Origin of the sequence: Rheinheimera sp., from assembly GCF_036782235.1 — a bacterium.
Taxonomy (GTDB): domain Bacteria; phylum Pseudomonadota; class Gammaproteobacteria; order Enterobacterales; family Alteromonadaceae; genus Pararheinheimera.
In genome coordinates this window covers 76135-89727 of the sequence record NZ_DAIPZL010000006.1, presented here as the reverse complement: position 1 = coordinate 89727, position 13593 = coordinate 76135, and the positions used below count along the sequence as shown (strand labels likewise).

At 49.7% G+C, this 13593-nt stretch carries 16 protein-coding genes; 2 read left to right on the top strand and 14 right to left on the bottom strand.

Features of this window, described 5'->3' with window-relative positions; genetic code table 11:
• Position 1: 1 nt before the first annotated feature.
• From hemB to V7P87_RS08955, 12 genes are all read right to left on the bottom strand, one after another.
• Positions 2-1006 (bottom strand): porphobilinogen synthase, encoded by a 1005-nt coding sequence (gene hemB, locus V7P87_RS09010; RefSeq protein ID WP_333797139.1) that lies wholly within the window; start codon positions 1004-1006, stop codon positions 2-4.
• Positions 990-1793, bottom strand: coding sequence for a GGDEF domain-containing protein (locus tag V7P87_RS09005; protein ID WP_333797138.1), 804 nt, complete (start codon positions 1791-1793; stop codon positions 990-992). The genes hemB and V7P87_RS09005 overlap by 17 nt, the downstream gene beginning before the upstream one ends.
• Complete coding sequence (locus V7P87_RS09000; protein ID WP_333797137.1) at positions 1790-2593, bottom strand: TatD family hydrolase; 804 nt, start codon at positions 2591-2593, stop codon at positions 1790-1792. Before V7P87_RS09000 ends, V7P87_RS09005 begins: the two co-directional genes overlap by 4 nt.
• A complete protein-coding gene (locus V7P87_RS08995; RefSeq protein WP_333797136.1) occupies positions 2583-3149 on the bottom strand; it encodes a hypothetical protein in 567 nt (188 codons plus the stop codon). The genes V7P87_RS09000 and V7P87_RS08995 overlap by 11 nt, the downstream gene beginning before the upstream one ends.
• Before the next feature lie 13 nt (positions 3150-3162).
• Positions 3163-3942, bottom strand: a complete 780-nt coding sequence (tatC, locus tag V7P87_RS08990; protein WP_333797135.1) for a twin-arginine translocase subunit TatC — start codon at positions 3940-3942, stop codon at positions 3163-3165.
• On the bottom strand, positions 3908-4297 hold the full coding sequence (gene tatB, locus V7P87_RS08985; RefSeq protein WP_333797134.1) for a Sec-independent protein translocase protein TatB: 390 nt from the start codon (positions 4295-4297) through the stop codon (positions 3908-3910). Before tatB ends, tatC begins: the two co-directional genes overlap by 35 nt.
• Positions 4297-4626: a twin-arginine translocase TatA/TatE family subunit gene (gene tatA / locus V7P87_RS08980; protein ID WP_333797133.1), complete on the bottom strand. Its 330-nt coding sequence runs from the start codon at positions 4624-4626 to the stop codon at positions 4297-4299. Before tatA ends, tatB begins: the two co-directional genes overlap by 1 nt.
• 92 nt (positions 4627-4718) lie before the next feature.
• Positions 4719-6347: a ubiquinone biosynthesis regulatory protein kinase UbiB gene (gene ubiB, locus V7P87_RS08975; RefSeq protein ID WP_333797132.1), complete on the bottom strand. Its 1629-nt coding sequence runs from the start codon at positions 6345-6347 to the stop codon at positions 4719-4721.
• Positions 6348-6983: a ubiquinone biosynthesis accessory factor UbiJ gene (locus V7P87_RS08970; protein ID WP_333797131.1), complete on the bottom strand. Its 636-nt coding sequence runs from the start codon at positions 6981-6983 to the stop codon at positions 6348-6350.
• Between the two features lie 13 nt (positions 6984-6996).
• Positions 6997-7776 carry a bifunctional demethylmenaquinone methyltransferase/2-methoxy-6-polyprenyl-1,4-benzoquinol methylase UbiE gene (ubiE, locus tag V7P87_RS08965; RefSeq protein ID WP_333797130.1) on the bottom strand — a complete coding sequence of 260 codons (780 nt, stop codon included), beginning with the start codon at positions 7774-7776 and terminating at the stop codon, positions 6997-6999.
• 85 nt (positions 7777-7861) lie between these two features.
• Entirely contained in the window at positions 7862-8947 is a 1086-nt protein-coding gene (locus tag V7P87_RS08960; RefSeq protein WP_333797129.1) for a DNA alkylation repair protein, read from the bottom strand.
• 5 nt (positions 8948-8952) lie between these two features.
• Positions 8953-9969, bottom strand: a complete 1017-nt coding sequence (locus V7P87_RS08955) for a GGDEF domain-containing protein (protein ID WP_333797128.1) — start codon at positions 9967-9969, stop codon at positions 8953-8955.
• A 328-nt stretch (positions 9970-10297) separates the two neighbouring features.
• Between V7P87_RS08955 and V7P87_RS08950 the strand changes: the two genes are divergently transcribed.
• Positions 10298-12025: a DUF885 domain-containing protein gene (locus V7P87_RS08950; RefSeq protein WP_333797127.1), complete on the top strand. Its 1728-nt coding sequence runs from the start codon at positions 10298-10300 to the stop codon at positions 12023-12025.
• Positions 12026-12187: 162 nt separating this feature from the next.
• Positions 12188-12697, top strand: a complete 510-nt coding sequence (locus V7P87_RS08945; protein WP_333797126.1) for a hypothetical protein — start codon at positions 12188-12190, stop codon at positions 12695-12697.
• Between the two features lie 20 nt (positions 12698-12717).
• On the opposite strand, the gene V7P87_RS08940 is transcribed toward V7P87_RS08945, so the two are convergent.
• Together V7P87_RS08940 and V7P87_RS08935 are read right to left on the bottom strand one after the other, a co-directional pair.
• Entirely contained in the window at positions 12718-12957 is a 240-nt protein-coding gene (locus tag V7P87_RS08940; RefSeq protein WP_260658111.1) for a hypothetical protein, read from the bottom strand.
• A 58-nt stretch (positions 12958-13015) separates the two neighbouring features.
• Positions 13016-13474: an EVE domain-containing protein gene (locus V7P87_RS08935; RefSeq protein WP_333797125.1), complete on the bottom strand. Its 459-nt coding sequence runs from the start codon at positions 13472-13474 to the stop codon at positions 13016-13018.
• Between the last annotated feature and the right edge of the window lie 119 nt (positions 13475-13593).

Below are 13593 nucleotides of genomic sequence, written 5' to 3'. Positions count from 1 at the left end.
GTTAGCCTTTTAACCAGATAGCCGCTTTTTTGGCAAAATAAGTCAGAATGCCGTCGGCGCCTGCTCTTTTAAAGGCCAATAAGGACTCCATCACCACAGCTTCTTCTGCCAGCCAGCCGTTTTGAATGGCGGCCATATGCATGGCATATTCACCACTGACCTGATAAGCAAATGTCGGTACACCAAACTCGTCTTTCACCCGGCGCACTATGTCTAAATAGGGCATGCCAGGTTTAACCATCACCATATCAGCGCCTTCTTCCAGATCCAAAGCCACTTCGCGCAGCGCTTCGTTGCTGTTGGCCGGGTCCATCTGGTACGACTTTTTATTGCCGCCTTTTAAATTGCCGGCAGAGCCTACCGCATCGCGGAAGGGGCCGTAATAGGCTGAAGCATATTTAGCGGAATACGCCAGAATGCGGGTGTTATGAAAACCTTCGGCTTCCAAAGCTTCGCGGATAGCGCCAATACGGCCATCCATCATATCTGAAGGGGCAACAATGTCGGCGCCGGCTTGTGCATGGGACAGCGCCTGTTTTACCAGAATGTCGGTGGTGACGTCATTCAGCACATAACCACTTTCATCAATAATGCCGTCCTGACCGTGGGTGGTAAAAGGATCCAGCGCCACATCGGTAATAATACCAAGTTCAGGGACATGCTGTTTTAACAAACGCACAGCACGTTGTGCCAGAGCATCCGGGTTGTAGGCTTCTTCGGCCATTAATGACTTTTTATCCAGTGGTGTAACCGGAAACAGCGCTATCGCCGGAATACCAAGCGCCACCAGCTCTTTGGCTTCTTCCAGCAATAAATCCAGCGTCAGGCGTTCAATGCCCGGCATCGAAGCGATAGTTTCGCGTTTGTTGTCGCCTTCAATAATAAACATAGGGTAAATCAGGTCGTTCACCGTCAGTTGATGTTCAGCCATCAAGCGGCGGCTGAAGTCATGTTGGCGCATCCGGCGCAGGCGGCTGGCGGGGAAATAACTACTGGACGAGTTCATCGGTGTTTCCTTCTGAAGCAGCAACAGGCGTAGCAGCGTCGGAAGCTGCCGCCAGGATCACCTGGTTGCGGCCGGCCGTTTTTGCCTGATAAAGCGCCTGATCAGCTGCGTGAATAAAATCTGTACTGACCATGTCAGGTGCTGCCACTGCAGCATAACAACCGGCGCTGATTTGCACCGGCAATGGGCCAATTTCGGTATCAAAAGGGCTGGCGGCAATACTGAGCCGGATTTGTTCGGCCAGTTCAACAACACCGTGAGCGTCAGTGTTGGGCAAAATCAGCGCAAATTCTTCCCCGCCATAACGGCAGACGTGGTCGCTGCTGCGTTTGAGTAACTGGGCAATTTTTTCTGCCACACCCCGGATCACGGCATCACCGGCCAAATGGCCGTGGTTATCATTAATTTGTTTAAAATGGTCGATGTCGAGCATCACCAGCGCCAACGGCCTTTGTTCACGACGGCTGCGTTTGAGTTCAGCCTGAATTTTTTTGTCAAAATAAGCTCTGTTACGCACGCCGGTCAGGGCGTCCTGGGTATTTTGTTCTTCCAGAATACGGTTTTTGTCGGCCAGCTCATTTAACGCCACCTGCAACTCGAAGGTGCGGGTCTGAATATTCTCTTCCAGCTGTTCGGCAGTTTCCTGTTGCCATTTCAGTTGCCGGCGATACACCAGCACAGCAAACAAAGCGGCGCCAAACAAAGCCGCTAACAGGGTTAACACCACAAAGTGCCAGGGGTAAAGCTGCAGCGGCCGTAATAACAGCGCAAAATCCGGCATCGTCATTGGCTTTGCTCCCGGTGAAATAACTGGCGGGCATTGTATTCACTGTGTTTGGCGATATCAGCGACCGACCAGCCGGTCAGGTTGGATAACTGTGCTGCAATAGCGCTGATAAATGCCGGTTCATTGCGCCGAGATTTGGGTTTATTGTCCAGATTACGCGGCAGCAAATATGGTGCGTCTGTTTCTAAAATAAGCCGGTCGGCCGGCAGATAAGTCATGGCTTGTTGCAGCAGTTGACCGCGGCGTTCATCACAAAGCCAGCCGGTAATGCCAATATATAAACCTAAATCCAGATAAGCTTTTAGTTGTGTGAAATCGCCGGTAAAACAATGGGCGATGCCACGACTGATTTGATGTTGTTTCAGCAAACTGATTTGGGTATCAAAAGCGTCTCTTTCATGCAGATACACCGCCTTGTCTGTACTTTTGGCAAGATGGAGCTGGGCTTCAAACACCTGAATTTGCTGCGCCTGTGGCGAGAACATCCGGTTAAAATCGAGGCCACATTCTCCCACGGCCACGACCTTCTCCAGCCTAAGCAGCTGCTCAAGTTGTGTTTGCCAGTCTGCAGCAATAGCGCTTGCCTGATGGGGATGTACACCTGCTGTGGTCAGGCAGTTGTCATAGTTTTGGCACCAGCTCAGATTATCGGCCGTTTCGGCCAAATCGCTGCTAATCAGCAGCATGGTGCCTACACCGGCAGCGCTGGCATTTTGCATCACCTGCGCCCGGTCAGTGTCATATTGGGCGCTAAATAAATTTACGCCGGCATCAAACCAGCTGTACTGGTTATTTAACACGACGAACCCGGATGGTTTTTGACACCCGATCGGTTCCCAATAAAAATGAACTTAATGCGGCGCGGCGGATAATGGCGGTGTCACCTGGCTTGACGTAAAAATATTCCACTTCCAATTGCAACCACTGTTGGCCATTGGCCAGATGTAACACCATTCTCTTGCGGGCATCTTTTTCAATTTTGACCACTTCACTGCGCAGTTCGGTAGCTTCAACAGGTTCTGGTTTTTTTAACTGTTCAGCGCCAAATTCTTCTGGTGCGGCAGCAGGAGTGGTTTTTTCCACTGCCACCGGTGAAGCTGCTGGTGCTGGTGCTGGTGCTGGTGCTGGTGCTGCTACAGGAGCAGGTGCTGATACCGCAGTTTGAGCTTCGGCTGGTGGCGGCAACGACACTGGTGCAGTCACAGGCATTGTGGTTTTACTGATGCGGTCAAAACAGGCCAGACGCTGGTTTTCGTCACTGAGTTTTTGGCAGGCCGCCAACTGACTGGCTAAATCGGCACTGTGGGCACCGGATGACATCAGGCAAAACAGCAAAACGCTTAGTTTTAACTTCATAAAAATCCTTGTGTTATTGATGCGGTGGTTCCGCTTCTTCGTCAGTTTCCGTTTCGTTAGCTTTAGGCTGATAAAAACGCCCCATCCAGATACCAAGTTCAAACAGCAGGCACATAGGCACGGCCAACAAGGTTTGTGACAACACATCTGGCGGTGTCAAAAACATCGCGATGACAAAGGCTACGACAATAAAATAAGGCCGTTTTTCAATCAAGTCCTGCCGGCTCATGGCGCCTGTCCAAATCAGCAACAAAATGGCCACCGGGATTTCAAAGCTGAGGCCAAAGGCAAAAAACAGCTTTAACACAAAATCCAGATAACTGCTGATATCGGTGGCTATGGTGACGCCTTCTGGTGCCACGCTGGTAAAAAAGCCAAAAATAAGCGGAAATACCAGGAAATACGCAAAAGCGATGCCGGCATAAAACAAAATAGTGCTGGAGGCAATCAGTGGCGCTATCAGGTGTTTTTCTCTGCTGTACAAAGCAGGCGCAATAAAACGCCAGATTTGAAACAGGATATAAGGCACAGCCAGAATACAGGCCACAATAAAAGTCAGTTTAAAAGGTGCAAAAAAAGGCGCGGCCACATCAGTGGCTATCATGCTGGTGCCTTGTGGCAGTACTTTCATCAATGGCAAACTGAGCAAGTGGTAAATATCATTGGCAAAATAAGCCAGCGACAGAAATATCAGCACCACTGCAGCGATACTTTTCAGCAAGCGGTTGCGCAGTTCAATCAAATGGCCCATCAGGCTGTTAGGGTTGTGCGGGCTTGTCGTTTTTTTGTTCATTATGTTCAGTTGTGACTGCAGTTTGTTCCGCTGTGGATTCAGTGGCTGGGGCTGTGGTGCCGGTTTGTGTACCGGCGTAAGGGTTGGTCACATCGGCGGCTGCCTGACGCAGCTCGGCCAGTGCGGTCAGCTCGGCCGGTGTCAGGTTTAACAGGCCTTTTTCTTCCGCTTCTTTGAGTTTTTGATGCAGTTCATGCGCTCTAAGCTCGTCACCAAGCTCTGCTCTCATTTGCTGACCAAATTGGCGCACGCCATTGATAAACTGGCTGACACTGCGGATAGCACCGGGTAACCGCTCAGGCCCCAGCACTATCAGCGCCACTACACCACATAACACCAGTTCCCAGAAGCTCATTAGTGTTTTTCTGTGCCACTGTTGTTATTCACGACAGGTTGCGCCGGCTGCGCAGGTGTCGCTGTGGTTGTTGCAGGGGCAACAGGCGTCGCTTGTGCCGCAGGTGCAGCGGTAGTCTGGTTGTTGCTCACTTCTTTACGTACTTCAGGAAAAGTGGCGTCTGTTTCCGTTGTATTTTCGGTGTCGTTTTCTTTTAATGAGCTGCGAAAACCACGAATTGCTGAACCTAAATCAGTGCCGATATTGCGCAGTCTTTTGGTGCCGAATAACAGCACAATAATCACCAGAATAATCAGCAGTTGCCAAATACTAATACCACCAAAACCCATATAGAAGACCCTTGTATTATCAGTTGTTTTGTCAGAAACCAGACTCTGTGCTTATAGCGTCCGGCAGTTGTCCGCTGTATTGTAAGAAAGAATTATGACAATACCGCTTTTGCCGCAAAAAACATAGCGCCAACAGCTAAAGCTGTAGCAAGCACAGGCCAGCCAATGGCAAGCAATACTGCCGCACTGACAGCAGCGCCACTGGCCAATACCGCCAGTTTTAGTGCCTGGCTCTGCTGCAGCTGACGTTGTTGTAGTTGTTGCATTTGCTGCAGCAGAGCCTGCTGTGCTTTAGGTTGTTGCTGCAAATAACCATGCAATAAATTGGGCATTTCCGGCAGCTTTTCCGCCCAGAACGGCAGGTTTTCTTTAATTTGCCTGAACATGGCTCTTGGGCCTATCTGCTCTTTTACCCAGTTTTCTAAAAAGGGTTTAGCGGTTTTCCATAAATCCAGTTGCGGATATAACTGCCGGCCTAAACCTTCAATATAAAGCAGAGTTTTTTGCAGTAACACCAGCTGTGGCTGTACCTGCATATTAAAACGCCGTGCTGTGTTAAACAGGTTCATCAGCACCTGGCCAAAAGAAATATCGGCCAGTGGTTTCTGGAAAATAGGTTCACACACAGTGCGGATGGCACTTTCAAACTCTTCAATGCTGGTGTCATAAGGCACCCAGCCTGAGTCCACGTGCAGTTCAGCGACTTTGCGGTAGTCTCGGTTAAAAAAGGCCACAAAATTTTCCGCCAGGTATCTTTTATCTTCACGATTCAGCGTGCCGACTATACCGCAGTCTATGCCAATATATTTGGGGTTGTGTGGTGTGTCGCGCGATACAAAAATATTGCCAGGGTGCATATCGGCATGGAAAAAACTGTCGCGAAACACCTGGGTAAAAAACACTTCAACCCCGCGTTTAGCCAGCAGCTCCATGTCGGTGCCTTGCGCCTGCAAAGCGGCAATATCAGACACCGGAATGCCGTAAATCCGCTCCATCACCATCACATTCGGGCGGCAGTGATCGCTGTACACAAAGGGAATATATAACGAATCTGAGTTGGTGAAGTTGCGGCGCAGCTGAATGGCGTTGGCAGCTTCACGCTGTAAATCCAGCTCATCCAGAATGGTTTTACGGTATTCCGCAACTACTTCACGGGGTCTGAGTCTTTTACCGTCCGGTAAAAAGCGCGCCACTGCACCGGCAATGTCGGCCATCAGGTCCAGATCAGCCAGAATTTGTGCTTCGATACCAGGGCGGATCACTTTAACCACTACATCGGCTTCTGTACCATCGGCCTGCAATAAGCGGGCGGCATGCACTTGGGCAATAGAAGCAGAAGCTAATGGCGTGACCGAAAACTCACTGAATAATTGGCTGATGTGTGTAAGGCCAAGCGCTTGTTCAATCAGCTGTTGTGCCTGCTGACCGTCAAATGGCGCCACTTTATCCTGCAGCTTGGCCAGTTCGTCGGCGAGTTCAGGCGGGAATAAATCGCGGCGGGTAGATAACATCTGGCCAAACTTCACCCAAACCGGTCCCAGGCTTTGTAAAGCTAAACGCAGACGTTCACCCAGACTTTTGTCTGGATGCTGGTTGCGTAGCCAAAACAGCGATAGTCTGGCGCCTCTGGCCCACCAGGGCTGCCACTGTGCTGGGATCAGTTCATCCAGCCCATATTGCAATAAGGTTTTTTTGATCTGGTAAAAACGGCTCAGACTCACTTATTTCCCCTTGATAAGCGCAAGCTGACGCGCCAGTTGTTCAGTGCGGGCACTAAGCTGGCTGACTTCGGCACTAAATTGTTGCAGCTGCGCCGGATGTGGGCTGAGTTGTAATTCATCCTGCGCCAGCTCGGTCAGCATCTGCTCTGTTTCAGAGAGTTTGGCACTGAATAATAACTGTGTTTGTTTGAGCATCAGGCTGACTTTGTGGGCTGCGGCGTCGCCAATATAACCGGATAAATGCTCCGCCCATTCAGGCGCTAAGCGGGCAAAAAACTGATTAAATTGTTGCAGTTGCTGCAGATCACCTTCGATATCCAGTGCGTTTTCGCGGATCAGCCGGGTCAGCTGGCTGGGGTCTTTTAACTGGCGCAGGCTGCTCAGGTTAGTGATCAGTGCACAATCTACTTTTTCCTGATGTTGATTCAGCCAGACACCGTTTGGTTGTACCGTCAGCACCAGTCGTAATTTAACATCGGTCAGCTCCACTGCCAGTTGCCGGCCTTGCAGTTGTTGCAGTCGCGCCGGCGCATCCGGGTCCATACTGATCACTTTATTCAGTACGGGTTCGGCGATGCTCAGCAGCAACTGTGGCAACAGCGGCGGAAAAAACGGCAGCAAACCGGCTTTTTGCATCTGCAGTGCCCTGTTAAAATTTATAACCGCGGTGCAGCGCGACAATACCGCCCGTTAAATTGTGGTAGCTGGTTTGACTAAAACCGGCATCTTCCATCATCTGTTTTAACGTGTCCTGATCCGGATGCATCCGGATAGACTCAGCCAGATACTGATAAGACTCCCGATCATTGGCCACCAGTTGCCCCATGGCCGGCAGCAGTTTAAATGAATACAGATCATAAACTTTGCTGAGCCAGGCTTCGGTTGGCTTGGAGAATTCCAGCACCAGCAGACGGCCGCCCGGTTTTAACACTCTGAACATTGAGCGCAGCGCAGCGTCTTTATTGGTGACATTCCGTAAGCCAAAAGCAATGGTGATAATATCAAAGCTATTGTCGGCAAATGGTAATGCTTCAGCATTGGCCTGCACATAACTGATGTTATTGACCAGCCCCATATCACGCAGTTTGTCTTTGCCGACATTGAGCATCGACTCGTTAATATCAGCAAGTATCACCTGACCAGTCGGGCCGACTCTTTTGGAGAATAATGCGGTTAAATCGCCGGTGCCGCCGGCTAAATCCAGCACTTTGTGGCCAGGGCGGACACCACTGCAATCGATGGTAAATCTTTTCCACAGCCGGTGGATGCCAAGGGACATCAGGTCATTCATCACGTCATATTTGGCGGCAACTGAATGAAAGACGTTGGCAACCAAAGAGACTTTTTCCTGGGCTGCGACTGTTTTAAAACCAAAATGGGTGGTGTTTTGCTCTGCAGCTGTTGCTGCATCCTGATGCTGCTCTGTCATGATAAGGCCTTTGCCAGCTCGAAACTGGCGCTAGTGTAAAAGATCCGTCCGGCTACGCCAATCAAAAGGCGGTAAATGCTGCAAATTAGCTACTTTGTGCTGGTTGTAACTCAAAAGGGGCAGACGCATAAGGCTGGCCATTGATAAACAGATGTAGCTGATGTGGCCCCGGATAATGTTTGCGTGTGGTCATGTCGACAAAACGATAACTACGTTGTAATTGCAGTGTTGGTTCGGTCACTGTGCGCTCTAACAGCTGAAATACTTTGTGCCGGCTCTTACCGTTTTTGCCGGTAAAATCGATGGCATACTCCAGCCGTAGTTTGCCAAGCGGCGCCTGGCTTTGAAGCTGTACCTGAAACTGCAGCTGCTGGCCCATCCGTACTTGTGTGCAGTCGAGGCTCAGGCTGGCGTGCAGAGCCGGAGTTTGATAACCAAACAAAGCCAGTGCCTGACTGTGACGCTGTTTCAGCAGGGTGCGCAAGGCGTGTTTGATGATCCAGTCAGTTCTGTCATTGTTCCCTTGCCATCGGGCGGCGAGTGCCAGCACCAGTTCTGGCTGATCTTTACTGATGTCGTTCAGGTTATTGGCCACACTGCGCCGTACATAATCCGAAGGGTCGGCTTTGAGTTTTTCCAGTATGGGCAAAATCGGGCTGGCATCCCGTTGTAAGGCCTTTAACGCCGTGCCCCAGGGCAAACGTGGTCTGCAGCCTTCGCTGGCCAGACGACGCAGATGATGGTCGTCGGCCTCAGCCCATGCCAGCAGCTGGGCAAAGGTTTTTGCCGTATATCGTTGGATAAAAGGCCGGATGGCAAATTCGCTGGTGGAAAAACGGGTGAAATGGCCCAGTGCGTCCAGCGCCACTTCGGGTTGTTCTAAGCCAAACTGCGCCACAATTTCGGGGAAAATAAAACCAGGAATACCACTAAAATGGCTACTGACTGGCTTTAGCACTGCGCAGGCCTTCCCGAATGGCAAATCCAGTGTCTGATACAGGCTGGTGGAGGTGTGGTTGATGCGTTGTTTCAGTTCAAGTGTGTGAAAATCGTCATTGAACTTTTGTAAAAAAGCCGCGGTATCAAAGGCTGGATAATACTGCTGACAACGCGCTGCAATGGCGTTTAATAAAGTGCTGTTGATTTGCTCTTTTAGCAGCGCGGCAGCCATGGTGTTTACAGCATGGCTTCAGTGGCAACCTGATTGCGACCGCGTCTTTTTGCCACGGTCAACACCTGACTGGTGCGGGCCAGAAACTGATGCCAGTTTTCTTCCGACTGATACAGCGTCACGCCTAGCGAAATGGTCACTTTAGGTAAGGCTTTTTTACTACGGGACGATACAAAACGCAGTTTTTCCACACCACGACGCACCTGTTCGGCAATTTCGCTGGCGGTGCGTAAATCCACATCAGGTAGCAGAATTAAAAATTCTTCACCACCGGCACGCACCGGCAAACCGCTTTCCTGCACATAAGCACTGATTTTTTTCGCCACTTTCGACAAGATAACATCGCCGATATTAAAACCATAATCGTGGTTAAACTGGCGGAAATGGTCGAGATCAACGGCAATAGCGGCAATACGGCGTTGTGGGTCCTGGGTGAGCCAGTCATCCACATGTTCCTGCATGCTGAGCCTGTTATACAAACCGGTCAGTGCGTCTACCTGACGGCTTTTTTTCAGCTGTTCCAGCTCTGTGCGTAAAATCTGGCTTTGCTCAGCTGAGTGCTGCAGCTGGTCACGTAATTTTTCCTGACTGCTGCGCAGCTCAACAGTCGCATCCATCATACGTTGCATAGTGATTTTAGGGTCAACCAGGCTGTCGCTGCTCAGCAGCTGTAAGCCTTGATCCAGCACTTCGATATATTCGTTGATGGTTTCACTGGCCAGATCAGCGGTGCCGCTTAACTTGCTGACAATCTGATTTACTCTGCTGACCAGTTGTTCGTTTTCTTTGCTGGTGGTAACAATGTAATTGCTGTACAGCTCAATCATTACAAAGTCATCAAAATGGATGCGGGCTTCGAGTTTCTGTTCTATGGTCTGGCATAAGGCAGCGTGAACGCCACTGATATATTCGTAAGCGACGGTGAAGTTTACCGGGTGTGCTGCCAAACGATGCCGCTGCAAAAAAGCCATTGCAAGAGCAGCTTTTTCGCTCGCCTGATCGATTGAATCCTGATACATCATGCCAAGTAAAACTCCAATGGATACTGCATAGACTTAGCGCAAATGAATGCCCTTATGTTACGTAAATGCCGGTTGAACGCAAGGGTTGGCGCGCATCTTGAGCTTCTCGCATCTTTAAAATAACGACAGCGCTGCCATACGCCAAGATTTTTTTTAAAAATTGTGGTTTTTTTACAAATTTATCAGCTGTTTGCTGCTTTTTGCTCCGGCTTTGCCCAATTTGTTGATATAAAATCGGCTCAAACGGCAATTTTGTCAGGCGGGCGGTTTCATCGCCACGTAGAGAATTGTATACAATCAGCTGGCAACTTCTCTTTGGGATCTTTTTATGAAACGTAAATTACTGGTGTTGTTCTGCGCAGCCGCTTTAACCGCCTGTGCCAACCAGCCGCCTGCGGCCAGCACAGACTTTAATACTTTTGCCGATAAAATCTGGCAACAGGCACAGGAGATTAGTCCGCGCAGTGAAACCAGTCTGCCCGATATGTCACCTCAGGCACTGGCGCTGGCTGATGAAAAAAGACAACAGCTGCTGGCTCAATTAAAAGCTGTTGATGTGAGTCGACTGACGGAGCAACAGCAGATCAACCACGCGATTTTAGTGTACCGGCTGCAAAACGATGTTGATGAGTATCGTTACGGTGCGCATTATATGCCGCTGACCGCCGAATCGGGCTTTCACAGCGATCTGACTTTTATGCTGGCGGGCGCTGCGCTGAAAAACAAAAAAGATGTTGAGAATTACCTGCAGCGCCTGGCGTCAGTGCCCAAATATATGCAACAGCAAACGCAGTGGATGCGCGAGGGGCTGGCCAAAGGTTATACCCAGCCCAAAGCAGTGCTGAATGGTTATGCCGAAGGCATCCGCTCTTTTATTACCAAAGACGCTGGGCAATCGGTATTCTTCAGGCCGTTACAAAAACCTGTGACGGGTTTGACTGACGCTGAGTGGCAGCAATATCAGCAACAGGCAAAAAACCTGATCAACAAAGAGATTTTCCCCGCTTATCAGCAATACCATGACTTTTTTGTGCAGCAATATTTACCAGGCGCACGCGACGATATAGCTGCTATCGCGTTGCCGCTGGGCGCAGAGTTTTATCAGAATCGGCTGGAGCATTACACCACACTGAAAATGACACCAGCACAGGTGCATCAGATTGGTCTAAATGAGGTGGCGCGGATCAGGGCAGAAATGGCCAAAGTGATCAGTGACACCGGGTTTAACGGCAGTTTTGCTGAATTTATTCAGTTTTTACGCACCGACAAGCAGTTTTACGTGACAACCCCGGATCAGCTGCTGAAAGAAGCGGCTTATCTGTCGAAAAAAATTGACGCCCAGTTGCCAAAACTGTTTAAAAAATTACCGCGCACGCCTTATGGGGTGGAGCCAGTGCCGGCCGAAATTGCGCCTAAATACACCACTGGCCGTTATGCCGGTGGCCGCGGTGACGGTGAGCCAGGCTTTTATTGGGTAAACACTTATGCGCTGGACCGGCGTCCGCTGTATGAGCTGGAAGCCCTGACACTTCACGAAGCTGTGCCTGGTCATCACCTGCAGGTCGCGCTGGCGAACGAACAAACTGATTTACCCTCATATCGTCGCAGTTTTTACACTTCGGCTTTTGGCGAAGGCTGGGGGTTGTATTCTGAATATCTGGGGCTGGAAGTGGGTTTTTATCAGGACCCATACAGTAACTTTGGCCGGCTGACTTATGAGATGTGGCGTGCGGCCCGACTGGTGGTGGACACAGGTATGCACACTATGGGCTGGACCAGACAGCAGGCGATCGATTTTATGGCCAACAACAGTGCTCTGTCCTTGCATAATGTCACCACCGAAATTGATCGTTATATCAGCTGGCCAGCGCAAGCGCTGTCTTACAAACTGGGCGAAATTACCATCAAACGTTTAAGAAAACAGGCTGAGCGGGCGCTTGGCGCTGACTTCGATGTACGGGAGTTTCATGACACCCTGCTGCAAAACGGCAGTCTGCCGCTACCGATCCTGGAACAGCAAATTAATAACTACATCAAACGTAAGCAAAAAAACTAATAAATCACGCCAACACGCCTGCAGTGAAATTCGCTCAGGCGTCGTTGGATTGTAGCAACGCAGTGGTATACTCGTCGCCGTGCCTGACGTATGGCGTTTTTTTGGTGGTGTTTTCGGACCGGATTGGTTGTCGAATATTCTGAGTTGTATATGTGGACCTTGTTGATATTTATTGTTTTTTTTATCGTTGTTGTGCTGCTGGTGATTAAAATTGACAGCCTCAGCAAAGCCCATAAACGTATGGTGATGGAATACAAATTGCGGGATCAGGAGTCGTCTCATATACTGCAGCTGACTTATGAGCTGGCCGAAGAGTGCTGCCAAATCCTGTTACAACAGCTGCTGCAGGATAAAATCAACAGCAGGTTGCCAGCCAGCGAAGTGTTTTGTATTGAAACTTTATGTCAGGCTATTCCGGTGATCTGCAAAGAACTGGCGCAAAAACAACAGTCATTGCCACAGGCGCTGAAAAAATACTGCAATCGTAATCTGACAGTGGAATATGCTGAGCTGGAAGCTTTTATTAACCGCCATGGCCGTTTAATACAAGGCTGGCAGAAAAACTCTTTGGCGGGTTATCTACAGTTGTGTCAGTCTGGGGTGATGCTGGTTAAAGAACAGAGTTATAAAGAATTTGGAAAAACGTCACGTCCGCTGTCGGAACCGGCCTGAATCCTGAATTGTGGCCGATGTTAATGCCGGATCACCACTTTAGGTTCAGTGTCGATTTGACCGTCCTGATCCACAGCTGCAATCCGATCACCGGCACGCAGCACCGCGAGGCTAAAACTGGGGCTACGGCGCACAAACGCTAGCTCATAACCAAAACGTTGCAATTCAGCGACTGAAAATTTTTGCGCCATATTCAGCTCATTCCAAAAATAATTCACATCTTTGGTCTGGTCGCGACGTTCTTGAAGTAGTGCTGCCATCTGTCTTACCCCTTCTCAGGACTGTACCTGCAAGCAGGCTGCGTGGATTGTTTATACTCTATGCGCTGGTTAAAAAAAGTACAAGCTCCATTTCCTCTTTTGTTACTGGCATCACCGATAACCTGTTACCTTTTTTCAATAATTGCATCTGTGCCAGAGCTGGCTGTGTTCTTAATTCATCCATCGTAATGATTTTTCTAAACTTTTCTACAAACTGGACCTGAACAGCAACCCAGGGCCAGCGATCAGCACTGGCTTTGGCGTCGTAATAAGGGCTACGCGGCTGAAACTGACTTGGATCAGCAAAGGCTGGTACCACGACTTTGGCAAGACCGGCTAAACCAATATGTTTACAACTTGAATGGTGGATCAAGACCAAATCACCGGTTTTTACCTGATCTCTGAGATAATTACGTGCCTGATAATTACGCACCCCTTCCCAGATCACACCGTCCCGGGCAGCGGCTATATCATCAATACTGCATTCGTTGGGTTCTGTTTTAAACAGCCAGGCCATTTGAATGGCTCCTTTGTGCAAGCTGGCGCGATTATGCCGTGCTTTTTACGCCGCAGCCAGCAGCTTTGTTGTGAATTTGGGGGTATTTTCGCCAGGCGAGTTGGCAGTATGTTGTCTTA

Excerpts from the sequence above, each read along its gene's own strand:
- hemB (WP_333797139.1), bottom strand. The coding sequence starts at position 1,006 with ATGAACTCGTCCAGTAGTTATTTCCCCGCCAGCCGCCTGCGCCGGATG.
- V7P87_RS09005 (WP_333797138.1), bottom strand. The coding sequence starts at position 1,793 with ATGACGATGCCGGATTTTGCGCTGTTATTACGGCCGCTGCAGCTTTAC.
- V7P87_RS08995 (WP_333797136.1), bottom strand. The coding sequence starts at position 3,149 with ATGAAGTTAAAACTAAGCGTTTTGCTGTTTTGCCTGATGTCATCCGGT.
- tatC (WP_333797135.1), bottom strand. The coding sequence starts at position 3,942 with ATGAACAAAAAAACGACAAGCCCGCACAACCCTAACAGCCTGATGGGC.
- tatB (WP_333797134.1), bottom strand. The coding sequence starts at position 4,297 with ATGAGCTTCTGGGAACTGGTGTTATGTGGTGTAGTGGCGCTGATAGTG.
- tatA (WP_333797133.1), bottom strand. The coding sequence starts at position 4,626 with ATGGGTTTTGGTGGTATTAGTATTTGGCAACTGCTGATTATTCTGGTG.
- V7P87_RS08970 (WP_333797131.1), bottom strand. The coding sequence starts at position 6,983 with ATGCAAAAAGCCGGTTTGCTGCCGTTTTTTCCGCCGCTGTTGCCACAG.
- ubiE (WP_333797130.1), bottom strand. The coding sequence starts at position 7,776 with ATGACAGAGCAGCATCAGGATGCAGCAACAGCTGCAGAGCAAAACACC.
- V7P87_RS08960 (WP_333797129.1), bottom strand. The coding sequence starts at position 8,947 with ATGGCTGCCGCGCTGCTAAAAGAGCAAATCAACAGCACTTTATTAAAC.
- V7P87_RS08955 (WP_333797128.1), bottom strand. The coding sequence starts at position 9,969 with ATGATGTATCAGGATTCAATCGATCAGGCGAGCGAAAAAGCTGCTCTT.
- V7P87_RS08950 (WP_333797127.1), top strand. The coding sequence starts at position 10,298 with ATGAAACGTAAATTACTGGTGTTGTTCTGCGCAGCCGCTTTAACCGCC.
- V7P87_RS08940 (WP_260658111.1), bottom strand. The coding sequence starts at position 12,957 with ATGGCAGCACTACTTCAAGAACGTCGCGACCAGACCAAAGATGTGAAT.
- V7P87_RS08935 (WP_333797125.1), bottom strand. The coding sequence starts at position 13,474 with ATGGCCTGGCTGTTTAAAACAGAACCCAACGAATGCAGTATTGATGAT.